Genomic DNA, 26,457 nt, shown 5'->3' on the forward strand with positions numbered 1-26,457 from the left:
GTGGAAATTCAAGTTATACCCGTTACCCCGTTTGCTCAAAACTGCTCATTAATTTGGGACTCATCTACTATGCTAGGGGCTTTTGTTGACCCTGGTGGCGACATTGAAAAGCTGATAAGCGCAGCTTCGAACAAAGGCGTCAATATAGAGAAGATCATTTTGACTCATGGTCACCTAGATCATGTGGGCGGTACGGTTGCTATTGCCGAACATTACAATGTACCTATTGTAGGGCCGCATGTGGGTGATAAGTTTTGGTTAGATGCCCTAATGCAGCAAAGCCAAATGTTTGGGTTTCCACCGGCACAGCCTTTTGCTCCTACCGAGTGGTTAAACGACAACGATACCATTTCAGTTGGAACCTTAACGCTGGACGTTCTGCACTGCCCTGGGCACACACCGGGCCATGTTGTATTAGTAGAGCGCACAAGCAATAAGGTGATTGTGGGGGACGTCATTTTTGCAGGCTCTATTGGCCGCACCGATTTTCCGCAAGGAAATCACCAGCAGCTTATCGATTCTATTAAGCAGAAGATAATGGTGTTACCCGATGATATGACCATTTATCCCGGCCACGGCCCGACGACTACCATAGCCACAGAGAAAGCCACAAACCCATATGTTTCTGGGCAGTTTGGGTAACGTTGATGTAGTGAGTGCGTATTAAAAAGCGAGGTACGCTTATATCAGAAGCGCCCTCGCCTTTTTCGTATTTAGTCGGTATTTGGTCGTTAGCTGCCCTTGTTAACCACAGGTGTTAACTCAAATTACAGCTAGGTTAACTGCCACGCGCTTATTCGTAAGCACCGCTTGCGTAGTGTAATTCATAGCTGTGGCTATAAATTTCAAGGATGTTGCCAAACGGGTCTTCCATGTAAATCATGCGGTATGGTTTTTCACCTGGGTAATAGTAACGTGGCGCTTTCATGCGTTTTTTGCCACCAGCAGCAACAATTTTCTCGGCCAAACCTTCAACATCAGGGTCTTGAACACAGAAGTGAAAAATACCGGTTTTCCAGTATTCAAAGTTATTTTCTGGGTTTTCCTGATTGCTAAACTCAAAGATTTCAACGCCTACACGGTCACCCGTTGAAAGGTGTGCAATACGGAACTTGCCCCAGCCTGCGCCAAAGACATCGGTACACATTTCACCAATAGCCGAGTCATCTTCTACTATTTCGGTTGGCTTCATAATAAGGTACCAGCCAAGCACTTCGGTGTAGAACTTAACTGCGGCTTCCAAATCGGGCACCGAAATGCCAATGTGTGAAAACGTACGTGGATACGGTGTTTTTACTGCTTCAGTCATCACTTACTCCTTTGTAGTGCAAGTATTCAAAATGGCTTAAACGCACGGTTTATCTCAGTGGCCTTACGGCAAGTGATAGCGCGTTTAAGTGAACGTGGGCACATAGTAGCTAGACAAGCATAAAACATGAAATTATCATTATTTCTTAAAATGATAATTTGAATTTATAGCGTTATGATTAATCCAATTTGGCTGGATACCTTTATCACCTTAGTTGAAACAGGAAATTTTACCCGTACGGCGGAACAGCGCTTTATGACGCAACCCGGGGTGAGCCAGCACATAAAAAAGCTAGAAGATGTTTGCAATTGCGAGTTAGTGATTCGGTTAGGTAAAGGCATTCAGCTTACCGAACAAGGCCAGCGCGTTTATCACTACGCAAAAAGTCAGCAAGCCCAAGAGCAAGATTTTATTGCTAGCTTAAAGTTCGACGCGCCGTATGAAGGAAAATGCGTAGTGGCGTGTTCTGGCGCAATTGCTCAGCGTATTTACCCTGCGCTACTTAGCCTTCAAAAACAGCATAGTGCACTTAATATTCACGTTGAAGTGGCGCCCCGCAGAACGATTTTGTCAGGCATTGCCAACAACACCCTTGAGCTTGGTATTGTCACCAACATGCCAGACACAGAAGATGTGCAAAGCGAATACTTAGGTGAAGAGCCGCTGGGGCTTATTCTGCCTCGCGCGCTGCTTGGCTCAGACCTTGCAACTTCGGATAACGCAAAAAGCGCTGCTTTTGATATTAAAAGAGTTCCACAGAGTGCTGAAGATGGTCTTCAAAACGCTTACGGCTCTATCAAAAACGTTGTCACGACATTAGGGCTTATTAACCACCCCGATGCCATGCACTATGTACAGCGTTACTTTAACGATTGCGGTGAAGCTGACCTTGCCAGCATTAACCCAAATCAGCTTCACCACACCGGCTACATTAATCAACTTTCGCAAATACTATTGCCTGTGAGTGAAGGACTGGGTTTCACCGTACTGCCTACAAGCACGCTAAACTTTGTCAGCTTTGCCGAAAAGCTCGCTGTATACCAAGCTAAAAACGATGTAACCGAGCCACTGTACAGCGTTCAAACCCCACATAGTGCGCTTCCCGCCCGCTATGAAATCGTTAAAAAGAAAATCTCCCAAGTACTGGGGTCAGACTCTGACCCCACAATTCGTAATTAGTCGTGCAGCGAGGGATCCGGTGCTACCATCTCAGCTTCTTTTTTATGTTCAGGCACATCCACTTTACCCGAGGCTATCACCTCGCCCTCTTGCCAAAGCTTCCATTCGCCCCGTTCGTATATATCCCACTGTTCGTCATTCGTTAACGGTTCTGTCGCAATAATACTCACCACATCCTTTGGCGTGGTTTCAGCGGCAAAATCAATTTCTACTTCGACATCGCTAAGGCATGCTGGGCCAAAAGGCGCTCTTCGGGTAATACTGGCAAGCTTAGTGCTGCAAAACGTGAATAGCCAGTCGCCGTTACTTAGCAAACAGTTAAACACACCTTGCTGCGCATACTCTTTTGAAAGCGCCACCAGCGTTTCGGCTAACTGCTCAGGCATAGCGTCTCGGGAAAGGTTTTGCCTAACATTATTCATAATGTCGCAGAAAAGCTCTTCGCTATCGGTATCTCCAACCGCTTCGTAAATACCTATTCGGCGTGAGAAGTTAGGGAGTTGACCGTTGTGAGCAAACACCCAATACCGCCCCCACAGTTCGCGAGTAAAGGGGTGTGTATTAGCTAAATTGATGTTGCCCACGTTAGCCTGGCGGATATGGCAAATGGCGTTTTTACTTTTTATAGGAAGCTTCGAGACAAAATCTGCAATAGGCGATGTGGCGCAAGGCTCAGGGTCGTGAAACATTCGCACGCCTTTACCTTCGTAAAAGGCAACGCCCCAGCCATCTTTGTGCGGCCCCGTTTCACCACCGCGGCGAGTTAGACCGGTAAAGCTAAAACATAGGTCTGTGGGAGTGTTCGCACTCATGCCTAAAAGTTCACACACAGCGTTTATTACCTCTAGCAGTTATCTCATAAAGTACGTTGAGAATACGCAAGCTATCGAGTCTTATCAATTCGACCTTAGGTAGGAATATCAATTTTTCCCTAAGATTCCAGCTTTGTGCAACAGTTCGACAAAGATTTGAGGCAGAGTACTTTTTGACGAAATGTACTCTGCCCCCGTAACTTTTATGCGGCTTTTACTTTAGTGTTGGCTTCAGGTTGTGAAGCTTTGGTTTCTAATTGAGGGTCGACGCTACTTGGCTCACTTAGAGTTTGGCTATCGCGTACGTTCTTTTGTACCGTGATGGCTGCAAACAGGCTAAGCGTAAACGCCATGCCGAAAAAACCTTTCTCACTTAATAAAAGCTCGGCATTCAGCAATCCAATAACTAACAGTACTATGGCTGATCCGGTAGCTACCGCTGAAGCTAAAAAGTATGCTTTGGTTGTGGGAACACCTTCCATTTTATCGCGTACCGTTTTTTGCAAGCTTACCACTGAAAATAGGCCAAATAGCATAATAGTGAAGTAATAACCTTTTTCGTTAAGGGCCATAGGTGCGTTGTACAAACCTATGAAATACGCACCTACGCCTACGATTAGTGCTGCTAGTGACGCAATTCGAAACGCTTTAGTGGGTTTATTCATGTTTTGCATAGTAAAACTCCTAAATATTCTTTATTTGACCCGTATGGGTAAACGTAACGGCCTTGTTCATTAAATCGTACTTTTGCATATAGCGGGCAAGGCTACCAATGGTGGTGGTTTCTACCTTGCGGCCGTGGTCTGAGAGGGTTACGCCATCACTGAACATACTTGCTAAGCCAAGTTTCGCGCGGCTCATATGTACTTTTTGCGGTGTAAAATACGCTTTCGCATTAACCTTTAGCTGTGCAACATCGGTCGTTGAGTACATGGCTGCGTTCAATACATCAAGGGTATACTCGGTGCAGTTTTGGCGTTCACTATTAAACGGGTTCGCCACCACGGAATATCGAGAATTATGAAGTAGCTTAGCTTTGTCATCGCGGTATAGGTTGATTAAAGCCTGCTGCACTTCTACTGACGGAATAATAATTCCCGCTTCCAGCGCATAAGCACTCCAGAAGAAATCAACAGGGTAGTCAGTAATTAAATGACTTTTGCCCTGCTCTTCAGCGTCTTGATATAAATTGTGTATGGCATAGCCTTTCGCCGTATTACCATCACTTAGCTGAATGCTTGAATAAATAGCAATTGCGGTATGGGTAAAGCGAATACCTTTTGGCATATCTTCAATAGGTCTGCCACGTCTTGCAATAATAAACGCCCGCGCGCCTTCACTAGCCGCATACTTTTCTACATCTTTTGAAAAGGTCGCAATTGCTTCTGGCGTAAAGGTGGGCTTACCATGTTGCTGGCTCCCCGCGTATGCGTGGTGAATACCAGACATTAATAGTACAAGGGCAAACCCGATTGAAGTTAAGTAGGCTTTCATGTTTAACCTACCGCTTAGAATTAGTTGTGGTTGTGATCACTTTGGTTTTAGTAGTAACCACTTGGTTTGGAGCGGGGTCTGCAGTAATAATGGTTTCGGTTATCACCAAAGGCTGATCATGCGCCACTGAAGATTGATGGCTTGCCCGATGAAGATTGCGAGCACTTTCATTCACAGCGCTTTCTACCACCGCGCTTCCGGCAACAACCACACTCCCTGTCAATACCACCGGTACTGCCACGACCGCACTCGCCACCGAAGCTGTTGTCGCTAAACCTTCAGAGGCAGCTAACACACTGTGCTTACTGGCTTTACCGCTATGGTCTATAGAATCATCTGCCATTGCAGAATGGGAAAGAAGCGCACTACTGAGTAATGCAGTTAACATCAATGTTGAACGTGTATTTTTCATATCACTTGCTCCTGGTTTGTTAAGACAAGGTTTGCCTGAACACGTTCTACACTAGAACCAAGAATAAATTTCGTAAACCCAAATGATTAATGTAGTATTAAATTACACCACAAGTATAAAAAAGTAATACCATGAGCCAAATTAGCCTTGTATACGACACCTTGAAGCAGTGCTTACGCGAACAGCGACTCACCTATAAGCAGCTGGCAGAAACACTCAATGTGAGCGAGGCTAGCGTGAAGCGTAATTTCTCGTTACAAGCGTTTAGTCTTGATAAATTGGAGCAGATTTGTGAGTGCTTACATTTGTCGTTAAGCGATTTATTCAGTCTTTCACAAAAGCAACAAGAGAAAATTTCACAGCTATCTGAACAGCAAGAAATGGAACTGCTCGCTAACCCTAAGTTACTGCTTGCCGCGGTGTGTGTAAGAGACGGTTGGCGCTTTTCAGAACTGATCAAGCATTACGATATTGATGAAGTGGAAGGCATTAAACTAATGACAACCCTCGATAGACTGAAGCTTATCGAACTGTTGCCAAACAACCATTATAAGCTGCTTATTGCCCAAGATTTTCGATGGATCCCCGGCGGGCCGCTAGAAAAGTTCATGGAACAGGAAGTGATGGTGAAGTTTATGGATCCGAAGAAGAACGAACCGTGGATGTTTCGCTTTTACTTGCGAGGGCGCTATTCACAGAGCTCGGTTTCTATTATTCAGCGGCGTTTAGAGCAGCTTCGGCAAGAAGCAGCAAAACTGAGTAGCGAAGATAATGACTTACCTATTGAAGAGCGCCAACATGTGGGGTTACTTATGGCCATGCGGCCTTGGGAGCCTTCGCTTTTTGAAAACATGAAGCGAAAATAACCTCCTCGAAGTTTATTTGGGGGGTCAGAGTACATTTTGTAGAAAAGTACTCTGACCCCACGGCCTTAAAGAAATGTACCCTGACCCCGTTATTAAGAGGCGCTTCTTGCCTGTATGGTATCTGGTACCCTGTTAGACAGCAGTAGGTATACGACACTGGCTATTATTAACCCTACGAACCACGCGTAGGCGTAAAAAATGGCTGGTACGCTGTCTACAAACCCTGCCGCGTGCATAAAGCCGGGTATATTAGGCAAAATACCAACGACAAGTGCAGCTACACCCGCCATGTTCCAACCGTTGTTCGCACCGTATTCACCTGAATGTTGAAACAGCGCATCAATATTTAGCGTCGATTTTCTCAAAATGAAATAGTCGGCAATTAGAATACCTGCGATTGGGCCGAGTAGTGCTGAATATCCCGTAAGCCATGTGAATAGATATCCGCCCGCAGTCTCAAGCAGTTTCCAAGGAAAAATAGCTACACCTATTCCCGCGGTGATATATCCGCCCATTCTAAAGCTCATTTTTGAAGGCGCCATGTTCGAAAACCCATAGGCAGGTGCAACCATATTCGCAGCGAGATTAGTTGTTAGTGTCGCAAGGGCTAGTGCGGCAAGGGCAAACACAACCCCCATGCCGCCCATTCGACCAGCAAGAGCGACAGGGTCCCAGATGGCTTCGCCATAAATGGTAACCGTTGCCGAGGTAACCGCTACGCCAATGAAGGCAAACAGTGCCATGGGTAAAGGTAAGCCAATAGCTTGCCCTAGCATTTGATCTTTCTGTGATTTAGCAAAGCGAGTGAAGTCGGGGATATTTAATGCCATGGTTGCCCAAAAACCCACCATAGATGTAAGACCTGCGAAAAAAGCAGACCAAAACTGCCCTTCTTTAGCGCCACCTTCTACAAACTGTGACGGCGTGGATAGCATTTCACCAAAACCACCCGCGTTAATGTATGCCCAAGTAAGAAGCGCTAAGCCCATTAAGATCAAAAATGGTGCAGCGAAGGTTTCGAGCCAGCGTATCGATTCGGTGCCGTGCTTAATAAACACCAAGTGCATTGCCCAAAAAGCGAAGAAGCACAGCGTTTGGGTAATATCGATACCTAAAAATGGCAGCGCTTGCCCCACAAACGCGTCGCCGCTCACGCTATTTAAAATAACGTAAATCGCACTGCCACCTACCCATGTGTTAATACCGAACCATCCACACGCCACAAGACCCCGAGCCAGAGCAGGAATCTTCGCGCCTTTGGTACCAAAAGCACTACGTAGCAATACAGGAAAAGGTAAGCCGTATTTAGCCCCCGCGTGACCAATTAGCATCATTGGCACCAGCACAATAACGTTGCCTAACAGCACGGTAATCACTGCCTGATACCAATTCATGCCTTCAGACACTAGCCCGGCAGATAAGAGATAAGTAGGTACGCACACCACCATGGCGACCCATAATGCCGCATAGTCTTTCCACCCCCAGGTTCTTGTTGCTTTGTTGGTTGGCGCTAAGTCTTGGTTCCATAAATCGCCATCGTAATGGGAAGGTTTTGTCATGGGTTGATTGTTGGTGTTATCCACGATCTCTTTCCTTGTTGAGTTTGTAGTGCTCATAGTGACATTTAACAAACGTTGCTTCTTGATAAAAAGTCGCTCTTCGCGAAGTCTTTTACTCACGTTTAGCTTAATAAAATACAGCGTCTTTGCCTGTAAAACTGAAAGAAAAGCAAAAACACTGCCGTTTCGCGCGCTTTGATAAAGCTTTACCTACATACCGTTTTGTACTTTTGGTATCTCTCCTAATTACGTGTGTTTTTTGGAGCTAAATTTGGCGCTTTATTCAATAGGAATAAAGCGCATTTCTACTCAAATTAAAAATTACGCCTTACCATTACGCCATAAGTTCTTGGCTTCGCATAGGATATTTGGCTGGTCCCATAAAAGCCCGTCACGTCAAAGCCAATCAGTTCATGGTCTGAGTCGAACAGGTTATCTACGTAGGCAGCTAAGCTCCATTTGTCTTGTCCGTCAACCCAGGTTAAACGGGTATCGGCAGTGGCATAGCTATCAATTTCATGAGCGGTAAAATTACGCGCGTTGTGAAAGGTTTCTGATTGATAGCTAGCTGACAATTGCGCCGCCATATTGCCGTTAAAGGCATCCCAGTTATAGCGAAGCATGGCAGACGCCTGAAATTCGGGAGTAAATGGCGGTGTGGTATCAGCAAAATAGCCAGAGGCCACCTCTAAGTCTTCAACCACCGCATCGGTATAAGAGAAATTCACCATCAAATCCAAGCTGTCTGTTGGCGTTAAAAAGACCTCTAGTTCCACACCACTAAATGACGCTTCTTCATTGGTAACCACACCCGCGTTATTTACCCACGAAAACGATTGGTAATCGCTGTAGTCATAGTAAAAAACATTGGCATTAAACACACCGCTCCCCTGCATAAAGCTGTGCTTTAAGCCAGCTTCGTATGAAGTCAGCTCTTCAGGTTCATAAAAGCTAAATCCACCTGATAATGGTGCATTGAAACTGCCCGCTTTTACACCTCGATTTATACCGGCGTAGTAAAGACTATTGCCCACGCTATACTCTAATTGGAGTTTAGCTGACCATAAGTTTTGATCGTTTTGTTCATCCATTACCTCTAACGAGGCCGTGCTAGTATCAATTTCTATAATGCGATCGTTGGTATTTTCATTTTGATAAACATTACCCAAAAAGTCTTTGTTCTCGCGGGTATAGCGCAAGCCGCCCACTAAAACAAGGTCATCGGTTAAGCTATAGTCTACCTGTCCGAATACAGAGTAAGAATCAGTTTCAAGCCATACTAACGTATTGTTTTCTTCGCCACCTAAAAAGAAGGTAGTGGGTGAACCCGCTAACCCTTGACTGTAATCCGTATCGATAGAAAGGTAATAGAGCCCCCCAACCCACTTTAAAGCTGCGGTTTCACCTGAGAAACGAAGCTCTTGGCTAAACTGTTCTATGGTGCTGTTAGATTGAAAAATAAGCTCTGGTGACGCGGTTTGGTCAGAATCAAGACCAACAGTACGCTTGAATTCTTTATAATCTGTCATAGCAAAAAAGTCGAAGTCTTCGAAGGCATAGTCTAACGTTGCCGCGAGGCCTTTTGATTTAATCTTGTTTTGATCGTCAAAAGCGAAATCTTTATTTACTTTATTGCCCGAGCCGTCAGGGTCGAAGTTACCGTTGAAATCCCCACCTTGAACGGGGCGGAAGGGGTCGCCGTTAAAGTTACCGTCTACACAAACGCCGGCTTGAATAGTGTCGCAGCCTAGCGGGTCATCGGCAGCGTAAATTACATCTATCACATTGCCATCAGCATCTTTTATCTCGGTGGTATTAACCACCTGATAAGGGCCTTCACTTTTTGTGGTATCAGACCAGTTACCGCTAAGAAGCAACGAGCCTTCCTCGCCAATATCAAACAACAGCTGGGCGCGGAACGCTTTGGTATCATCGTTGTAGCCGTCTTCCCCGCCGCCCACTGACCCCAAGCGTGTATCGGGCGCTGCGCCGTCTTCATAAATATTTTCGAGTATTTCACCTTGCTGATTGGTGAACCCAGAAAAGCGACCGTAAATGCCCTCTGCAATTTCACCAGAAATAGCACCTTCAAAGCGGTATTGGTCAAAGCGAGCCGCAGTGAATTCCCCGTAGCCTTCAGTATCGGCAGTGGGTTTTGCAGTAACGGTATTAACCAAGCCTCCTGTGGCGTTACGGCCAAATAAAGTGCCCTGCGGGCCTTTGAGTATTTCTATACGGGCTACATCAAATAAGCCGAAGGTTTGCGCTTGGGTACTAGCAAGATACCCTCCGTCTACATAAACCGCTACCGGCGCTTCGGCCAAATCGGCGTAGTCGTTTTGCACCACACCTCGAATATTAAAGATAGCCCGTTGCCCACCTATATCCCCGGCTAACGACACGCCTGGTGTAAACGCGATAAGCTCGGTACTGCTTTCAAGGCCCAGCGCTTCTAATTGCTCGCCGGAAAAGGCGGTAATAGCAATACCCACATCGCTTATATTCTCGTTACGCTTTTGCGCGGTAACTTCAATACTTTCCCAAACATTCTCTGCAGCAAAGGCTGCTGGTGCACTTAACGCCATCCCAACGGTTAACGCCAGCAGACGCTTGTGTGTGTTTAACGTATGCATGTTTTACTCTCGTTTATAGTTCTTTTTAACAAGCCTTGCGGCGGTGTTGTCCCGATATTTTTATAAGAGTAACGGTCGACGTGAACTGCTTATCGATTGCCACTAGGGTGCAAACCTAAGGCAGGACTGGAGAGGAACTGCCAAAGGTTTGCGGGTTTAAATTGTTATTATTAATGGCTTAGTGTTAAGCCTGGTTCCAGGCGTAATTTGTTCTGCTTTTTTCCCCAGCTAACGTTAGCTTTACGACAAGGTTTACTTAGCGAACTAACCGTTTTTTCGAAAAAACGCCTTGCTTGCTAGCTAGGAAAAGAAAAGCTCACTCCTTCTCGAACGCCACTTGAAGGCCAACGCTGGGTGATAGTTTTGCGCTTGGTATAAAAGCGAACGCCGTCTGGGCCGTATGCATGAAGGTCACCAAACAGTGAACGCTTCCATCCGCCAAAACTGTGATAAGAAACGGGTACCGGCAGCGGTACGTTAATACCTACCATGCCCACTTGAATGTTGTCAGAAAAGTAACGGGCAGCTTCGCCATCCCGTGTAAATATGCAGGTGCCGTTGCCGTATTCATGCTCATCAATAAGCTGCATGGCTTGCTGCATACTTTCAACGCGCATCACCTGAAGCACTGGGCCAAAGATTTCCGCTTTATAACTGGTCATTTCCGGCGTGACGTTATCGATAAGGGTTGCGCCCAAGAAAAATCCGGTTTCATAGCCTTCAACGGTGGGGCTTCGCCCATCCACCACCACGTTAGCGCCTTGCTCAGCGGCACTGGTGATATAACCTTCTACTTTCTCTTTGTGCTGTAGAGTAATAAGCGGGCCAAAATCGTTAGATGCATCGTCAAATGCCCCCACTTTCAAGCCTTTCATGGCTGTTTGCATTTTACCTACGATTTTGTCGGCCACCTCATCGCCCACCGCTACCACTACTGATAACGCCATACAGCGTTCCCCGGAAGAACCGAAAGCTGCGCCAAGCAACTGGTTTACCGCGTTATCAATGTCAGCATCTGGCATAACAATAGCGTGGTTTTTAGCGCCGCCTAAGGCTTGGCAGCGCTTGCCGTTCGCGTTTGCTTTTGAATAGATGTATTCAGCAATAGGCGTAGAGCCTACAAAACTCACCGCTTTAATGCGTTCATCATCAAGAATTTGATCAACGACTTCTTTATCGCCATTCACCACATTAAATACGCCATCAGGTAGCCCGGCTTCTTTGAGTAGCTTAGCTAAGAAAATGGCGCAGCTTGGGTCGCGTTCTGAAGGCTTAAGTACAAATGTATTTCCGCACACAATGGCAAGCGGGAACATCCAAAGCGGCACCATAGCGGGAAAGTTGAATGGCGTAATGCCAGCAACCACACCAAGAGGCTGAAACTCACTCCATGAATCTATGCTTGGCCCAACATTCTTACTGTGCTCGCCTTTAAGCAACTGTGGTGCACCACAGGCAAACTCTACGTTCTCGATACCACGCTGCAGTTCTCCTGCCGCATCGTGGCTTATTTTTCCGTGCTCCGCGCCAATTAGTGCGGTTATCTCTTCAGCATGCTCTTCCAGTAAACTTTTGAATTTAAACATGATGCGAGCGCGCTTGCTAACCGGGGTATTCCGCCATTGAGGGAACGCTTGCTGTGCGCTCACAATGGCATCGTTCACCGTGGCTTTCGATGCCAGTAAAACCAGTTTTTCTGCTTCCCCCGTTGCCGGGTTATAGACATCTTGCATGCGCCCTTTCGGCGTGCAGGTTTCACCATTTATGAAGTGGCCTACTACTTTCATTTCAAATCTAATCCTTTAGTTATGCGTCTTTGCACGCGCTGTGATAGCCACGCTGATAATATAAAAGTGCGTCGGCCTCTGGGTCTTGCTTAATGTCTACCACCTGACAGAAAAGCACATCGTGTGTGGCCACACTTTTTACATCTGTGATAATGCAATCAAAGCTTACTGCAGCATCGGCAAGCCTTGGGCAGCCGGTAGTCGATTCCACCCATTCACCAATTTCAAAGCGTTCATTCATAGGTGCTTTACCACCGAAGGTGTTTGAAATTGACTGATGCTGCGAGGTTAGCGTGTTAATAACTAGATGCGTGCTGTTTTTAAACACCTGATGCACAGAGGCGCTTCGGTTTAAGCACACCAGTAAGGTCGCTGGGCTGTCGCTTACGCTGCACACCGCTGTGGCGGTAAAGCCTGCTCGCCCCTCTGGGCCATTTGTTGTAACGACATTTACGGCTGCCGCTAAGCTAGACATGCCTTGTCGGTATGCCTCTGGGGTTACCGGGGGAAGCACTTCTGTTACTGCGTTTTTTATTGCGGTAATAGTCATACGTATATCCTTTTTCGTTAGCGTTACAGTATTTGACAAGCTTGTTCGAAGCTTAAGCGAGGCAAACGTTTATGGACTTTCTTGCCGTCGCCATAGCCGATGTTCAGTAAGAAGTTCACCTTCCACGTGCTATCTGAAAAGAAGGTCTCATTGAGTAATTTGGGGTTAAAGCCAGACATGGCACCGGCATCGAGCCCAAGTGCGCGGACAGCGCTAATTAAATACGCGCCTTGCATTGAGCTGTTTCGCATCGCCGTTTCATAAGCCGCTTCTGGGCTTGAGGTGAACCAGCTCTTAGCGTCTGCATAAGGAAATAGCGTAGGTAATTCTTCATAGAATTCTTCATCGTAAGCCACAATGACCGTACAAGGGGCTGTCATGGTTTGCTCAACATTACCGCTTGAAAGACAAGGTTTGAGTTTCTCCCGCCCTTCATCTGACGAAATAAAAACAAAGCGCGCCGGGCTGCAGTTTGCCGATGTCGAGCCTACTTTCACCAAGTCATAAAGCTGCTTTAGCACGGCGTCATCTATCGTTTTATCCAACCAGGTGGTGTGGGTGTGTGCATCACTAAATAGCTGGGCTAGACCACTTTCGCTAATAGGTTTTTTTGTTCCAATTTCAGTTGTCTCTGATACCGTCATTTCAAATTCTTTCCAGTGTTTTAAGTTGTTCGACAAAGTCTTAAATGACTTTGATGGCAACGCTTGTGTAGGAGCACGGCTTGCGACTACGCTACGCGCTGCAAATATTCCAATACCAATTTATTAAATGCATCAGGCACAGTAATGCTTGAGGCATGACCGCCATATTCCATCACCGACAGTTCGGCATTAGGCATGCGGTCTACTAACATCCGAGAGCGCTGCCAGGGCACAAGGGTGTCGTCTTTGTTCGCCAGCGCAAATGTTGGCGTGGTGATGCTCATTAACTTGTCATCAATATCGAATGTGCTAAGTGCGCCAATACGAGCAAGCAAGTTATTCACGTTGGGAAAGTGGTTAAGCAAATGTGCCTCTTCCTCTTCCAAGTGCTCGGCGTTTTGGGCTATCCAGTCAGGCGGAAACAGCAGTAACGCCTGTAGCTGTAGGTACATATCTTTTCTATCTGCTGCCAATAAGGCTTTGCGTATGTCAAAGCAGCGCAGCGTGTGCGGGTTTGGGCTACTCCATGCGTTTACTAAAACCATGCTTTTAAGCAAATCAGGCTGAGTTAACGCAAGCTGAAGCCCTACCAGGCCACCAAGCGCGTGACCAACGAAGTGACATTGCTGCACCTTAAGTTTTTTCAGCAATACATTGAGTTCATTTGCCATATCAGAAATGCTGTAGTTCGCTGGCAAGTCACCCACACTTTTGTTAGTTCCAAGCTGATCGTAAGTGATCACCCGGTAGCCTTGGGTAAAGTCAGCCAATTGGGGCTGCCAAAACTTAGCTGCGCCACCTAGCCCCGAACTAAAAACAACGGTTGGCGCATCTGGCGACGTTAGCCCGTGAATTTCGTAATGTAACTTGCTGCGCATTTCGCTTTTCATACTGGTGCCGCCGGCCTGCATTTCAGAAGGCATAGAGCTCACCTACATAGAACCAGTGGGCACAGTTAGCGGGGAGTCCAAACATAACCGCTTACCCTATGTGCGCGACAGAAGCGATTTCTATTAAGGCTTCCGGCTTTACCAGGCCTACCTTAATGCAATAGCGCGCTGGCTTTTCACCCGGGAAGTATTCAGCATACACTTTGTTTACCGCCGCATAGTCGTCCCAATCTGTAATGAAGATAGAGTTAAAGGTTACATCTTCCATGGTGCCACCGGCTTCTTGAATAACGCTCTTGATGGTTTCTAACACGTGGCGTGTTTGCGCTTCGGCATCGCCCACGTGAACCACGTCATTGTTTTCGTTAAACGGTAACGTACCCGACACATATAAAATGTTGTCAGCCATAGACCCTGGAACAAAAGGGGCTATCGGTGTAGACGTACCGGCTGGAATAATCGCTTTCTTTGGCATGTTTTCATCCTTCTCGTTGCGCTATCTATGCATAGCTACTTTGCTTAGCGCTTATAAATGGTTTCTTTCAATTTGTGCTTAGTGCATTACCGCGCTGCTTTGTTGTACGTGGCGAGCCTTGGCCAATAAAACACCGCCTAACTCGCCCCCTCAAACACTTCACAGAACTGGGCTGTGGTAGATACCCATCCGAAGAATGTTTGAATATTAAAAAGTGAGGCCTCATGTATTTCAGGAGGGCCGGCTTGATAGGCTGCATCAGCAAGTACTACCCCAAAGTACTCTAAGTGAAATCCATCGCGTAAGGTGGATTCCACACACACATTGGTGGCAATGCCGGTAAACACCAGGTTACGGATACCGCGGGCCCGCAGCATGCTGTCTAAATTGGTGTTGTAAAAACCGCTGTAGCGGGTCTTGGGAATAACGATATCGCCATCTTGCGGTTTTAGCGCATCCACAAGCGCATAGTCCCACGTTCCTTTGGCAAGCAAACTACCCTTAAGCTCTGGCTGTTTGCGCATGGTTTTAAGGGCATTCGATTTGTACCAGTTCGGTGAACCGGGGCCGCCAGCCTCTTTATAATCGGTATCCCAACCGTTTTGTAAGAAGACTACCGGCATACCTGCAGCGCGAGCGGTATCCAGCACCTTGACGGTATTGGCTATCACAGGTTCGGTCGTTGAGACATCAAACCCAGCCTTATCTAAATACCCGTTTTTACTGGCGTATGCGTTTTGTAAATCCACTACGATAACGGCGGTCTCACTGGGGTTTAACGTTAAAGGTTCAGGTTTAGCGGGCAATACAGGCTGCCCGGTTTGGCGTTCCTGAAAACAGCCTGAGACTTCAAACACATCACCGGCAGACATTAGGCAGCTCCTGATGTGTTTAGCAGGTGCTGGCGCGATTTCATCAGTGGCTGAATTTTAGTACCGAAGTCATCCATACCTTTTAAGAAATCATCAAACGTTAGCAGTACCCCTTCACAACCCGGAACCGTCGCAATTTCATCGAGCATTGAAGCTACCGACGCATACGAGCCAACTAGCGTTCCCATATTCAGGTTAACTGCAGACGTGGGGTTGGTCATATCGCGAATGTTAGTGTCTTTGCCCGACTTCTTATCAGCGGCACCTTGGGTTGCCATCCAATCTAAAGCCGACTGATCTTTTCCGTCTTTATAGCTTTCCCACTTTGCCATGGCTTTTTCGTCGGTTTCATCGGCAATGACCATAACAAGTACCGCAGAACCTACGCTACGACCGTGTTTTTCAGCTGCTTCGGTTAAGCGCGCTGCAGTGGGTGCGAATGCGGTGGGCGTATTCACACCTTTGCCAAAGCAGAAGTTATAGTCGGCGTGGCGGGCAGAGAAATCCATACCCGCGGCACTTTGGCCCGCGCAGATAAGCGGTATCTTACGCTGAGGTTTAGGCAGCATTCGGCAGTCATCCATTTGGAAGTGCTCGCCTTTAAAATCACTTTTTCCCGTTTCCCACAACTCTTTAACCACCGTGATGTATTCATCAAGGTACTCATAGCGATTACCAAAGAATTCGTCGCCAGGCCACATGCCCATTTGGGAGTACTCGGGGCGCTGCCACCCGGTAACTAAGTTCACGCCAAAGCGGCCGTTAGAAATGGAATCGATAGTGGTTGCCATACGCGCCATAATCGCTGGCGGTAAAACTAACGTGGCGGCTGTGGCATATAGCTGAATTTTTGAAGTAACGGCAGCAAGACCGGCCATTAGGGTGAACGATTCTAAGTTGTAATCCCAAAACTCCGTTTCACCGCCAAATCCTCGTAACTTGATCATCGAGAGTGCGAAATCCATATCGTACTTTTCAGCCTTCATCACAATCTCTTTGTTGAGATCGAACGTTGGTTTGAACTGAGGTGAATTTTTAGAAATTAACCAGCCGTTGTTACCAATCGGAATAAATACACCAATATCCATGTTGTTCCCTCTGCTTGTATGCGTTTTGAGCTGTTTAAACAGCTTTTTGTCAGGTTGCCGAGTTCAAATATTTGAAGAGGCGGTACAAAGACTGAACAGCATAAAACAGGCCAATTAATTTACTTGTTAATTTTCAACAACTTAACATAGTACCAAGTTTAAAATGGACCTTTTGGTTCAATTTGAAACATCCAGTCCAGTGCAGGTGAACTTATTTGGTGCAATTTTGTGCAAAGCGGTTTATCGCTACACTAACTCCGCGTAAACTAGGTATATGAATATAAAATGCTGCAGTTAAGAAGTGATGAAGTCTGAAGGTAAAGCAACTACAAAACCAGCCCGCGCATTTAGCCCCACGGCCCAAAAACGCCGAGAAAAAGCACTGAAGGAAAAGCGCGCTCGAATTATGCAGGCAGCCCTTACGTTGTTTTCAAAAAATGGAGTAAGCGGAACAACGGTGGAACAAATATCCGAGCTAGCCAACGTATCGAAAAGCAACTTACTTTATTATTTTAAAAGCAAAGATGGGCTGTATTTATCAGTGATCACTCACCTACTAGATGTGTGGTTAAGTCCCCTACAAAGCTTTTCTGCAGAGCAAGAGCCTGTAGAAACGTTAAGAGAGTACATTAAAGTTAAGCTTGAAATGTCGCGAGACAACCCCGCCGAATCCAAGCTTTTTTGTATGGAAGTAGTACAAGGTGCACCGCTTTTGATCAAAGAATTAGAGACACCGCTTAAAGCCTTGCTCGACGCCAAAAGCGCCGTAATCAATGAGTGGATTACTGCAGGTAAACTCAATGCAGTAGAGCCCGTTCATTTAATATTTAGCATCTGGGCCATAACTCAACATTACGCAGACTTCAGTGTTCAGATAAAGGCCGTCACTGGCAACGATTTAAGCGACCCCGTTTTTTTTGAAAGCACCTTAAAGAACATTCAGCATATTATTTTAGATGGCTTGCAGCCCCACTAATTGCTATATGGGCAACAGCGAGGAACTTTCCTTCAAGAATTTTTCAAGACGCTCGATGTTGCTTATCACAACCCCGCCATAGCGCTTTTCAAGGAGTTGCATGTCATATAATTTAGTGAGCGACTTATGCGCGGTAAGTACTGTAACGCCAAGCCTTTCGGCATAATCACTTTGGCGCAAAGGTATGAAGTCGCGTCGAGAGGTTAAATGCGCCTGGTAAATGAGTTTGGCTAACTGAACGTGAGTGGGTAAACGGCGAATATCATCCAGCCTCTCTAACGCGGCGTGTAGCTTTATTGCTAAAGAACGTGTAATAAAAGCAGCAATAGCAGGATGTTGGCTTACCAGTGAATGAAATGCTGGCTCGGGAATTTGTAATATTTTACATTCAGTTAGCGCTTGGGCGTGGTGTGTTCTAGCAAGTGATGCATACAAAGTAAACTCGCCAAAGGTGTCTCCCCTGCGCAAAATCGTTGTAATTTGATAGCTGCCATCTAAGCCATAGTTTCCTATTTTCACCTCTCCCGAGACAACGATAGACAGCCCTTTATTCTTGCTCCCTCTATCATGAATTGTAGCGCTAGCCGCATAGGCTTTAACGTTACCGTAAGGCATACAGTTATCAAGGTAGTCGTCGGGCATCACCGTTTGCGCTATACCGTGAATGTAAGACATACGACTCCAAAACTATACTTGTATATATTCTTGAATGTTAACTCAATGTAAATTGTTCGACAACATTCAAATAGCAGGTAATACAATAATGAATTATCAGTGGGCAATTTTGGCGGTGTTCATCACCTTTGCGCTGTCGGAAGCAAAAAACGGTAAGCTATTTAAAAAGTCCAGCGAAGTCAGTGATGATGGGAAGGTAGAGCTTATCGGTACGTTGCTGTTGTTTGTGGTAACCCAACCTTTTGTCCTGTTTAGTTCTGCCGCCATCATGGCGTTAGCCTTTCCTCAGCTTCAAGGTGCACTTGCCGACTCGCCGGTCCTTATACACATCGCGCTGCTATTGATATTCGATGACATGATGCAATACTGGTGGCATAGACTATCTCACTCCACGCGCTTTCTTTATAACTTGCACAGGGCTCACCACAACGCCAAATACATGAGCGTTCGCATCATCTACAGGAACAACTTTTTCTATTACTTATTTATGCCTTCGCTGTGGTTTTCTGGTGCACTGATTTATTTAGGGCTAGGGTGGACTTACGCATTCTATTTGGTGGTCAAGCTTACCGTAATCACAGGCGCACACGCCGAGTGGAAATGGGATAGATTGCTATATCAAACGCCATGGCTACATCCCATAGCTTGGGTGGTAGAGCGCACAATATCTACCCCTTCGACACACAGTGCCCACCATGGCTTAAAAGCGGATGATGGCATTACCAACTACAAAGGTAATTATGGAAATCTGTTATTCTTTTGGGATGTGCTATTTGGTACCGCTAAAATCACGCGCCAATATCCTGCGCAATACGGCATAGAAGGCATGTTTTACGCTAACTGGAAAGAGCAACTGATATGGCCGCTATATAAGACGCCGAGAAAGCCTAAAGCAGTGCAAACTCCATCGACGAAAGTGAACGATGCTAGCCAACCTTTGATACCAAACACAAAACAATTACCCTCGTGTGAAACAATTGAAGGTAAAGCCTAGCGCATTGATACGCTGCAAGTGGGTTCGTGCTAGAATAGGGTCTTAATCTAGAACAAGCAGTGGCACTTTATGAATCAACAACCCAATAACCCCTTACATGGCTTAACGCTAGAGAAAATCGTCACGCAACTTCACGAGCGTTACGGATGGGATGGATTGTATTACCGCATCAAAGTGAACTGTTTTAGTAACGATCCTTCGATTAAATCTTCACTTAAGTTCCTTAGAAAAACCCAATGGGCGCGAGATAAAGTAGAGCAGCTTTATATTCAGACGTTTCATGACGCCTCTAAGCGTGATGATGAGTAGATTCTAAGGTAGTTGGTAAGAAACAAAATTAAGGGTAGCGCGAGATAAATGTACTCGCGCTACCCTTTTTTATCTAAGGAACGGTGGGTGGATTAGAAGGAGTAGTTTAGATTTAACAAATAACTAGGACCGAATTGACGTCTTGAAGATACCACACCAGTCGCATCATCTATCGTTTCTTCATCTTCGTCAGCAAGGTTCGTCCCCGACAAGGACACTCTTAGGCCTTCTAGATACTCTATTCCCGAGTCAGCAAAGTCATAGCTAATCTGTGCGTCGACCAAGGTTACATCACTGCGCGTTGCTTCCTCGATTTTATTCGACCCACCCCTTTGGTAAGTTAAAAAGTCAGTTCGATGAGTGGTTGCTAGGCGAATTTCAAAGCCTTCGTACTGATAATAAACCGTCAATGAGTAAGATTTATCTGATTGCCCAGGTACTCTTGAACCATCTTCTAGCTCGGCATCCACATAAGTAAATGAAGCAGCTGTACCAAAGCCGTCTAGCGCTGTAGTAAACGCATTGAATGGTAAATTCAGGGTGACTTCAACACCCTCTACTTTTCCTTCTAAACCGTCTTCAAAGAACGAGTAAGTTCCTAGATCAGGAGGAGTGACGATATCTCCTGCTTCATAGGCTACGTTTGCAGGCCCGTAAATGCCGTCAGCTTCAATAACACGGTCGTGAAAACCAGGCACAAAGTAGTTTGCTCCGCCATTCGTTTCATCATTGGTAAAGTCAATCCACTGGCTTCCATCGCGCGTCCAATTCACAAGATCCTTATAGAAGTAAGCGAGCGCAAAATAACCTTCGTCACTGAAATAATTTTCATATGACAGATCGAAATTGTTTGATTCCAATGGTCGTAGAAGCGGGTTACCTGAAAACTTAGACCAAGGCGAACCATAATTTTCGACGGCCTCTTGAGTATTAGGAATCGAAATTTGATCAATATTTTGGGTGAACTTGACGAACCCAGAGGCCTTCATTTGGTCAATGCGAGCGCGGCTAATGGTTTTGTTCGCAGCAAATTTAAGAAACTGCCCAGTCTTGAACTCTAAACTAAGGTTTAAACTCGGTAACAGATGACTATAGCTGTCTCCCATATCTACTAGGCATGATTCATCAACCAGATCATCGTTGTTGTCGTCACACACTTTAAAATTGCTACCTATCACCGCTATCGTGCCAATAGAGGACTGTTTCGTATCCACATATTGAACACCAAGGTTTCCTGACAAGAACATTTCATTGAAGCTGAATTCAAAGTCAGTTTTTGCATAAAGGGTTAAGACCTCTTCTTCCACCTCGTAGGTGTCACCTAAACGATCTGGTTCCAAAAACCCTGCGTCGTTCTGCGTGTAAGTCCCATCTCTGTAAGGGCGAAATCCATCATATGCCACCACTTCACCTAACCCCATCCACGTCAAATCGGCAGTGCCGTATACATAATCGCTCGGAATGGAATCGCTGAATGGATAGGAATCAGCGGTCGCAAAGAAACCTTTATTCACTTTGTCTTTATAGCGGTCAGAAAAGTTAACACCGGCTGTAAATTTAGAAAAGAACTCACCATCTACCAGGCCGGAAAGCTCTAATTTAACAGTAGTAAGTTCTTCGCCAAAGTCGGCATAGTTTAAGAAGCCGTCTTGCCCATTAAGGTATGAAAATGGATTACCATTCGCTTGCAATACATCGGTTTCGAACTGTTCGGCCAAACTTGCCATACCGCCGCCCCAACTTTGCGGCCCTGCCAATTGCAGCAGGGTTGGGTCTGAAAAAACATCTAACCCACTGGAGTCGGTAAAAACTATCCCATCAGGTGACATTACGAACTCTCGCGAGCCATATTGAGAGGGATCTAAAGCACCTGAACGCCCAAGACCTGCATAAGACTCGCCACGTAAATCACGCTTTTTGGAATCACTTCGCGCGACGTCGAGTTCTACTGACCAGTTGTCATTGAGGAAATAAGTCGCATTGAGGCCGAAGGTGTCTAATTCACCATCTTTTTGTCGGGGATCGGTTCGCAAAACTGAATTGGCGTTTATCTGCGTTCCTGTAGAGTTAGCTCCAGAACCAGTAACATTTACTGCAGTAAACGGGTCAATAATACCTCGTCGTACCCCTGAGTCTGAATAGTCGATAGACAATATATCCACGACAATATCTAAGCTATCAGAGGGCTGATATTGTAGAACAGCAGATACCGTATCTCGCTCAAGTTCCGTGCTGATCACATGACTACTGATTCCGGTAGGTAAAATTTGGCCAGCCGAATTAGTTCCGTAGCCCCATACTCCATAATTTCTTTGATTATTCGGAGAGGTCGTCGTAGCAAGTGCGAGAGCGAAACCCACTTTGTCATCAGCAAATTTCTTGTTTAATGATAACGCGAGTCTGTGCCCTTCATTATCGAATTCAGGGTTATCAGAGTCTCGCTCCCCTACTTCATAGCTGGTATTGATTGTATAAGATTCTTCAGCTTGAAGAGGGCGTACAGTTTGTAAATCCACAGTACCACCAATACCTTGAACCATAAGGTCTGCTTGAGTGGTCTTGTATATCGTAGCACCTGTCATTATCTCTGAAGGATATAGGTCATACTCCACACCGCGGTTGTCACCGATTCCAATCAGTTCTCTTCCGTTTAACGATGTGCCCGTAAAATCCTCTTTGAATCCGCGGATAGATATGCCTGATGTGCGTCCGCCACTTCGCTCGCCCGATAAGCCAGGGAGCCGCGCTAAGGATTCTGCTATAGAAGAGTCTGGCAATTTACCAATATCTTCTGCCGAAATGGACTCGATAATAGAAGCTGCGTCCATTTTAACAGCTTGCGAACGTGCCAAGGCACCTCGAATCCCTGCTACAGAAATGACTTCTATATCTTGCTGAGTTGCTCCCTCTTCCTGCTGGGCTAACACGCCATTGCATACAAAAACAGATGAAACCGATACCGCTAACATACTCGCTTTGAACATCCTTAACTTCATACAAGTCTCCTAATTGTGTGGTGTGTAATGTGTTGTGTTGTTGTTTTTGTGAATTTTGTTAATCGCTACTTCGACGCTACATTCTGCTCGGCCAGTAATCGGTAAAAAGCGAGGTCCACTCCGTTTGTCCATCCGAAGCCATCTTGCGTAGGGTATTCTCCACCGCCTGCTTTTAATGTGGTGTCGACGACGTTGTACTTCTCCATCATTTTCCCTTCGGCTTGGTACACTTTTTCATTTAGCGCTAACCATCTGCTCATTGCGTCATTCGCAAGCGCGTGTTTGTTATAAGTCAGTAAGCCTTTAACACCGATATACTGAAGAGGAGCCCATCCGTTTGGATAATCCCACTGCTCCCCTGTCTCCACCAACGTGGAAACAAAACCGCCCTGCTTTAAAAAATGCTGATTGAGGTACTTTGAAACGCTGTTCGCTGATGACGCGGTTGCAGCTCCTACAAATAACGGATAAGCCATTGCCATTGACATGCGTCCAGTTAACTTTCCCTGAACATAGTCATAATCCTGGTACGTTCCTGTTTTCTCGTCGAAGTGATACTTATGAAGTAAAGCTTTTCGACGCTCGGATGCAGCGAAATAATGCTCGCTCTTTTTGCTGTTTTCTGTGTGATGAAAAAGTACCGCTAGAGTATGCTCGATTTGAAATAGTAAACTGGTTAGGTCTACCGGGATTATGTCCATCGCGTATGTCGTCGACTTATTCATACCATCTCTGAACCAGCGACTACTAAAATCCCATCCTGATTCACATACTGCTCTTAGATGCTTGTGATACATACCTCGCTCGCGCTCTGGCAGTGCTGAGGCCCAACGTAACTCTTTGCCATACGCTTCGGCTCTAGGCTCTTCTTTAGCGCCTGCGTATCGATTTAAGTAATCACCATTCTCCAATACAATAAGGTGCACACCTTCTACTGCTTCCTGTGGCACAGAATCATTACCATCCATCCAGTATTGATATTCTTTTTCAAGCTGTGGCAGAAATTGAATAACGGCATCAAGCCCGTGCTTTTCAGCGTAAGCAAGGATTGTTGCCGCAAATAAAGGGGGTTGAGAGCGGCTTAGAAAATAACTGCGGTTGCCATTTGGTATGAAGCCGAAGCTATCTATTAAATACGCAAAGTTATCAATCATTCCCAGCGCCAATTCGTCTTCACCAGATTCAAGCAGCCCTACAATTGAAAAATAGCTATCCCAATAGAACATTTCTCTAAATCTTCCACCGGGAACAATATAGGGGTTAGGTAAATCAATAAGACTTGAATATTCAGATGTTTTGCGAGGATGCCTGACTAGATTCTTCCAGTGATTATTTAAGTGATTTTGTAAGTGTTCCTCATGCGCGCCGCTCTTTATACTCGGGCTTTCAGGAAGGATGAAGTGCGAGTGAATAAAGGTCTTAAGATCAAATTCTGGCGTGCCCTTTAATGCTCGATAGCGCTTTAACACCTCTCGTGGAGAACTTTTTGGGATAGCGTCAACAAAAGTTTTGTAGTCATCTAAAATTTTAGATACCTGAACATCAATAAACAGCTCTTCAAGCTCGACTTCAGGGTAATAAATGCTGCTTTCTTTCGATAATTCATCTTCGGCATAGCCTGCAAAAGCAATAACACAAAGCAAGAATGCTCCAACTCTTGGGATTGTGCGACAGCGCACAGTATCGAAAATATTAGCCATTCATTTATACTCCTATATCGCCACTTGGAAACCGGTTTCCAAGCATGCTAAAAAAATACTAAAAAAAGTTCGCCCAGCGTTTTAAGATATCAAACGAACAGACCGAGCAATAACACAAGAAAAAGCCCAATAAACCCTATTAAGGTCGCCATGCACGTCCAAGAAACAAAGGTTTCTTTCACCGAAATATCAAAATAACGATTAATGATCCAAAACCCCGTATCGTTCACATGAGACATGGCCGTGGCCCCCGCTGCGATAGCGATTGTCATCAGCGCAAGCACTGCAGGTGAAAAGGCGAACTCCTGCACTACAGGGCCCATTAAACCTGCAGCTGTTAACATGGCAACCGTTGCCGAGCCTTGAATAATTCTGACTGAAATTGCGATAAGAAACCCGGCTGCCAGCGGGGGGAGCGGCGATAGTGCGACAACATCGGCGAAGGCCTGCCCCGCCCCAGAATCGATGAGCACTTGTTTAAACATGCCACCCGCGCCTGTTACCAGAATCACCAAGGCAACCGGTTCTAACCCTCTCGATGCGATGTTTCTAATTTGCTCGCTAGATAAGCCCTGCTTCTTCCCAAGTACTTTAAAACAGGCGATGGTGGCGATGGTCAGGGCAATGAAGGGATGACCAATAAATAGCAACGCTTCTTTGAAGAAACTATCTGGCAGCGTGAACTTCGCTAATGTTCCAATCAAAATAGCCACCAGAGGCAATATCAGTAGCGCAGCCACTGAAGTAAAACTTGGAAGGTGCGCTGGTTTATTGTGCGACGCCTCTAAAATGTGAGCAGGAACCGGAACATACAAGCGCTTGGCTAAAAACGTCGCATAAATTGGACCGGCTAAACATGCGCAAGGTACGCCCACAATAAATCCGAATAATATGACTAAGCCGATATCTGCCCCTAAAATTGAGGCTACTGCGACGGGACCTGGTGTAGGAGGTATAAAGGCATGGGTTACGGCAAGCCCGGCAGTAAGCGGAATACCGTAGTAAATGAGCGATTTTCCTGACTTCTTTGCCAATGAATAAATTAGTGGCATTAAGATAATGAGCCCCACTTCAAAGAAAACTGGAATTGCCACCAAAAACCCCGTTAGCACAACCGCCCACTGGCTGTTCTTCTCACCAAACTTAGTATTAATGGTTTGCGCGAGTCTATCGATACCACCAGACTCTTCTAAGAACTGCCCGAACATAGCACCCAGCCCAACGATAGTGGCCACAAATCCCAGCGTATTGCCCATGCCTGATTGCATGGATGCCAGCACATCGGCCGCTTGCATTCCCGTTCCAAGGCCGACAAATGCTGCAGCCACCAAAATAGCAATGAAAGCATGCACTTTTCTAACTACCACTAAATAAGTTAGAAGCACAATGCTACAAATGGCGACAAAAAGAAGTGAAAAGGTATCGGTCATACGTGTTCTCTGGTACCTGATTACGGCCTCGTCATGGCATGACAAAGCCACAAGCCAACATTAGCTTGCTACCAACATCGACCTAACTACTTCCCGGCCGATGTTAATTATTTATTAAATAGATTGTATTTTCATAACAATATTATAATCACCACTTGAACGCAACCGGTTTCCAAACTAATATTTATGGTAGTGCTGATAGTGAGAATATCTCTACGTATCCTCCTGAACTAAACTGTGAGAAGTAAATTTATGACCCATCGCCATGTATTTTTCGTTTCGGGAGTTTCAGGGACGGGAAAATCAACATTAAGTCGACATTTAGCTGAACGGTTTGCTATGCCTTTTGAAGAAGGAGATCGCTATCACAGCGCAACAAGCGTAGAAAAGATGTCTTCTGGCATACCACTACAAGACGCAGACAGATGGGAATGGCTAATTACCCTAAACATGATTGCCAAACAGCACCTTCACGCTGGCCGAAACGTTGTAATAAGCTGTTCAGCGCTGCGCTCAGCCTATCGCGACGTGTTAACCAAAGACATTTCATCTCACTGCCATTTTATTTATCTTCAAGCTTCACAGTCAGTGCTAAGCGCGCGATTAAAACAACGGGAGCATTTTTTTAACGGTGATGCTATGCTCGAAAGCCAGTTTGCAGCCTTAGAGCTGCCTTCAAAAGAAAGCGCATTCATTATTGATGTGGCGCAGTCATTCGAGCATGTATCTAAGCAAGCCGAAGACTTTATTCGCCCCTTAATATCAGTATAGGAATGGCGACGTTATTTCGTCTACTGCGCTGATTAC

25 protein-coding genes are annotated in these 26,457 nt (G+C 45.8%); 7 read left to right on the forward strand and 18 right to left on the reverse strand.

Features of this window, described 5'->3' with window-relative positions; translation table 11 throughout:
- Positions 1 to 642, forward strand: coding sequence for an MBL fold metallo-hydrolase (locus tag ACX5J7_RS10815; protein ID WP_015068112.1), 642 nt, complete (start codon positions 1 to 3; stop codon positions 640 to 642).
- A 151-nt stretch (positions 643 to 793) separates the two neighbouring features.
- On the opposite strand, the gene ACX5J7_RS10820 is transcribed toward ACX5J7_RS10815, so the two are convergent.
- Positions 794 to 1,309, reverse strand: a complete 516-nt coding sequence (locus ACX5J7_RS10820) for a lactoylglutathione lyase family protein (RefSeq protein WP_015068113.1) — start codon at positions 1,307 to 1,309, stop codon at positions 794 to 796.
- 174 nt (positions 1,310 to 1,483) lie between these two features.
- On the opposite strand from ACX5J7_RS10820, the gene ACX5J7_RS10825 reads away from it, so the two are divergent.
- Positions 1,484 to 2,488: a LysR family transcriptional regulator gene (locus ACX5J7_RS10825; RefSeq protein WP_498707163.1), complete on the forward strand. Its 1,005-nt coding sequence runs from the start codon at positions 1,484 to 1,486 to the stop codon at positions 2,486 to 2,488.
- Here the strand turns inward: ACX5J7_RS10825 and ACX5J7_RS10830 are convergent.
- From ACX5J7_RS10830 to ACX5J7_RS10845, 4 genes are all read right to left on the reverse strand, one after another.
- A complete protein-coding gene (locus tag ACX5J7_RS10830; protein ID WP_015068115.1) occupies positions 2,485 to 3,318 on the reverse strand; it encodes a class II glutamine amidotransferase in 834 nt (277 codons plus the stop codon). The genes ACX5J7_RS10825 and ACX5J7_RS10830 overlap by 4 nt on opposite strands.
- Before the next feature lie 185 nt (positions 3,319 to 3,503).
- The gene (yiaA, locus tag ACX5J7_RS10835) at positions 3,504 to 3,974 is read right to left on the reverse strand and encodes an inner membrane protein YiaA (RefSeq protein ID WP_015068116.1); all 471 of its coding nucleotides are present in this window, start codon (positions 3,972 to 3,974) and stop codon (positions 3,504 to 3,506) included.
- Between the two features lie 10 nt (positions 3,975 to 3,984).
- Positions 3,985 to 4,794, reverse strand: coding sequence for a DUF2145 domain-containing protein (locus tag ACX5J7_RS10840; RefSeq protein ID WP_498707165.1), 810 nt, complete (start codon positions 4,792 to 4,794; stop codon positions 3,985 to 3,987).
- Between the two features lie 7 nt (positions 4,795 to 4,801).
- Positions 4,802 to 5,206, reverse strand: a complete 405-nt coding sequence (locus tag ACX5J7_RS10845) for a hypothetical protein (RefSeq protein ID WP_474372610.1) — start codon at positions 5,204 to 5,206, stop codon at positions 4,802 to 4,804.
- A gap of 131 nt (positions 5,207 to 5,337) precedes the next feature.
- Between ACX5J7_RS10845 and ACX5J7_RS10850 the strand changes: the two genes are divergently transcribed.
- Positions 5,338 to 6,072 carry a helix-turn-helix domain-containing protein gene (locus ACX5J7_RS10850; RefSeq protein WP_015068119.1) on the forward strand — a complete coding sequence of 245 codons (735 nt, stop codon included), beginning with the start codon at positions 5,338 to 5,340 and terminating at the stop codon, positions 6,070 to 6,072.
- A 92-nt stretch (positions 6,073 to 6,164) separates the two neighbouring features.
- Here ACX5J7_RS10850 and ACX5J7_RS10855 read toward each other — a convergent pair whose 3' ends face one another.
- The 9 genes from ACX5J7_RS10855 to rutA form a co-directional block, all read right to left on the reverse strand.
- Positions 6,165 to 7,655, reverse strand: a complete 1,491-nt coding sequence (locus tag ACX5J7_RS10855; protein WP_498707168.1) for an NCS1 family nucleobase:cation symporter-1 — start codon at positions 7,653 to 7,655, stop codon at positions 6,165 to 6,167.
- A gap of 290 nt (positions 7,656 to 7,945) precedes the next feature.
- On the reverse strand, positions 7,946 to 10,264 hold the full coding sequence (locus ACX5J7_RS10860; RefSeq protein WP_498707169.1) for a TonB-dependent receptor: 2,319 nt from the start codon (positions 10,262 to 10,264) through the stop codon (positions 7,946 to 7,948).
- 296 nt (positions 10,265 to 10,560) lie between these two features.
- Entirely contained in the window at positions 10,561 to 12,051 is a 1,491-nt protein-coding gene (locus tag ACX5J7_RS10865; RefSeq protein WP_498707171.1) for a CoA-acylating methylmalonate-semialdehyde dehydrogenase, read from the reverse strand.
- 19 nt (positions 12,052 to 12,070) lie between these two features.
- Positions 12,071 to 12,601: a flavin reductase gene (locus tag ACX5J7_RS10870; RefSeq protein WP_498707174.1), complete on the reverse strand. Its 531-nt coding sequence runs from the start codon at positions 12,599 to 12,601 to the stop codon at positions 12,071 to 12,073.
- 23 nt (positions 12,602 to 12,624) lie between these two features.
- The gene (locus ACX5J7_RS10875) at positions 12,625 to 13,245 is read right to left on the reverse strand and encodes a malonic semialdehyde reductase (protein WP_333973039.1); all 621 of its coding nucleotides are present in this window, start codon (positions 13,243 to 13,245) and stop codon (positions 12,625 to 12,627) included.
- Between the two features lie 86 nt (positions 13,246 to 13,331).
- Entirely contained in the window at positions 13,332 to 14,168 is an 837-nt protein-coding gene (rutD, locus tag ACX5J7_RS10880; RefSeq protein WP_498707178.1) for a pyrimidine utilization protein D, read from the reverse strand.
- 58 nt (positions 14,169 to 14,226) lie between these two features.
- Positions 14,227 to 14,610 (reverse strand): pyrimidine utilization protein C, encoded by a 384-nt coding sequence (rutC, locus tag ACX5J7_RS10885; protein ID WP_024016991.1) that lies wholly within the window; start codon positions 14,608 to 14,610, stop codon positions 14,227 to 14,229.
- Positions 14,611 to 14,747: 137 nt separating this feature from the next.
- Positions 14,748 to 15,482: a pyrimidine utilization protein B gene (rutB, locus tag ACX5J7_RS10890; protein WP_498707181.1), complete on the reverse strand. Its 735-nt coding sequence runs from the start codon at positions 15,480 to 15,482 to the stop codon at positions 14,748 to 14,750.
- On the reverse strand, positions 15,482 to 16,570 hold the full coding sequence (gene rutA, locus ACX5J7_RS10895; RefSeq protein WP_015068128.1) for a pyrimidine utilization protein A: 1,089 nt from the start codon (positions 16,568 to 16,570) through the stop codon (positions 15,482 to 15,484). Before rutA ends, rutB begins: the two co-directional genes overlap by 1 nt.
- Before the next feature lie 304 nt (positions 16,571 to 16,874).
- On the opposite strand from rutA, the gene rutR reads away from it, so the two are divergent.
- The gene (gene rutR, locus ACX5J7_RS10900) at positions 16,875 to 17,546 is read left to right on the forward strand and encodes an HTH-type transcriptional regulator RutR (RefSeq protein ID WP_278383434.1); all 672 of its coding nucleotides are present in this window, start codon (positions 16,875 to 16,877) and stop codon (positions 17,544 to 17,546) included.
- Between the two features lie 3 nt (positions 17,547 to 17,549).
- On the opposite strand, the gene ACX5J7_RS10905 is transcribed toward rutR, so the two are convergent.
- Positions 17,550 to 18,221, reverse strand: a complete 672-nt coding sequence (locus tag ACX5J7_RS10905; RefSeq protein WP_020744332.1) for a Crp/Fnr family transcriptional regulator — start codon at positions 18,219 to 18,221, stop codon at positions 17,550 to 17,552.
- An 88-nt stretch (positions 18,222 to 18,309) separates the two neighbouring features.
- On the opposite strand from ACX5J7_RS10905, the gene ACX5J7_RS10910 reads away from it, so the two are divergent.
- Both ACX5J7_RS10910 and ACX5J7_RS10915 read left to right on the forward strand, forming a co-directional pair.
- Complete coding sequence (locus tag ACX5J7_RS10910) at positions 18,310 to 19,215, forward strand: sterol desaturase family protein (RefSeq protein WP_498707186.1); 906 nt, start codon at positions 18,310 to 18,312, stop codon at positions 19,213 to 19,215.
- Between the two features lie 69 nt (positions 19,216 to 19,284).
- The gene (locus tag ACX5J7_RS10915; RefSeq protein ID WP_024016994.1) at positions 19,285 to 19,524 is read left to right on the forward strand and encodes a VF530 family protein; all 240 of its coding nucleotides are present in this window, start codon (positions 19,285 to 19,287) and stop codon (positions 19,522 to 19,524) included.
- A gap of 92 nt (positions 19,525 to 19,616) precedes the next feature.
- Here ACX5J7_RS10915 and ACX5J7_RS10920 read toward each other — a convergent pair whose 3' ends face one another.
- The 3 genes from ACX5J7_RS10920 to ACX5J7_RS10930 all read right to left on the reverse strand — a co-directional run bounded on the left by ACX5J7_RS10920 (position 19,617) and on the right by ACX5J7_RS10930 (position 25,650).
- A complete protein-coding gene (locus ACX5J7_RS10920; RefSeq protein WP_278383428.1) occupies positions 19,617 to 22,520 on the reverse strand; it encodes a TonB-dependent receptor in 2,904 nt (967 codons plus the stop codon).
- A 65-nt stretch (positions 22,521 to 22,585) separates the two neighbouring features.
- Positions 22,586 to 24,220, reverse strand: coding sequence for a trehalase family glycosidase (locus ACX5J7_RS10925; protein WP_498707188.1), 1,635 nt, complete (start codon positions 24,218 to 24,220; stop codon positions 22,586 to 22,588).
- A gap of 89 nt (positions 24,221 to 24,309) precedes the next feature.
- Positions 24,310 to 25,650, reverse strand: a complete 1,341-nt coding sequence (locus ACX5J7_RS10930) for a GntP family permease (RefSeq protein ID WP_498707192.1) — start codon at positions 25,648 to 25,650, stop codon at positions 24,310 to 24,312.
- Positions 25,651 to 25,902: 252 nt separating this feature from the next.
- Between ACX5J7_RS10930 and ACX5J7_RS10935 the strand changes: the two genes are divergently transcribed.
- The gene (locus tag ACX5J7_RS10935) at positions 25,903 to 26,421 is read left to right on the forward strand and encodes a gluconokinase (RefSeq protein ID WP_043960538.1); all 519 of its coding nucleotides are present in this window, start codon (positions 25,903 to 25,905) and stop codon (positions 26,419 to 26,421) included.
- Positions 26,422 to 26,457 lie beyond the last annotated feature (36 nt).

The organism is Alteromonas infernus (assembly GCF_902705815.1).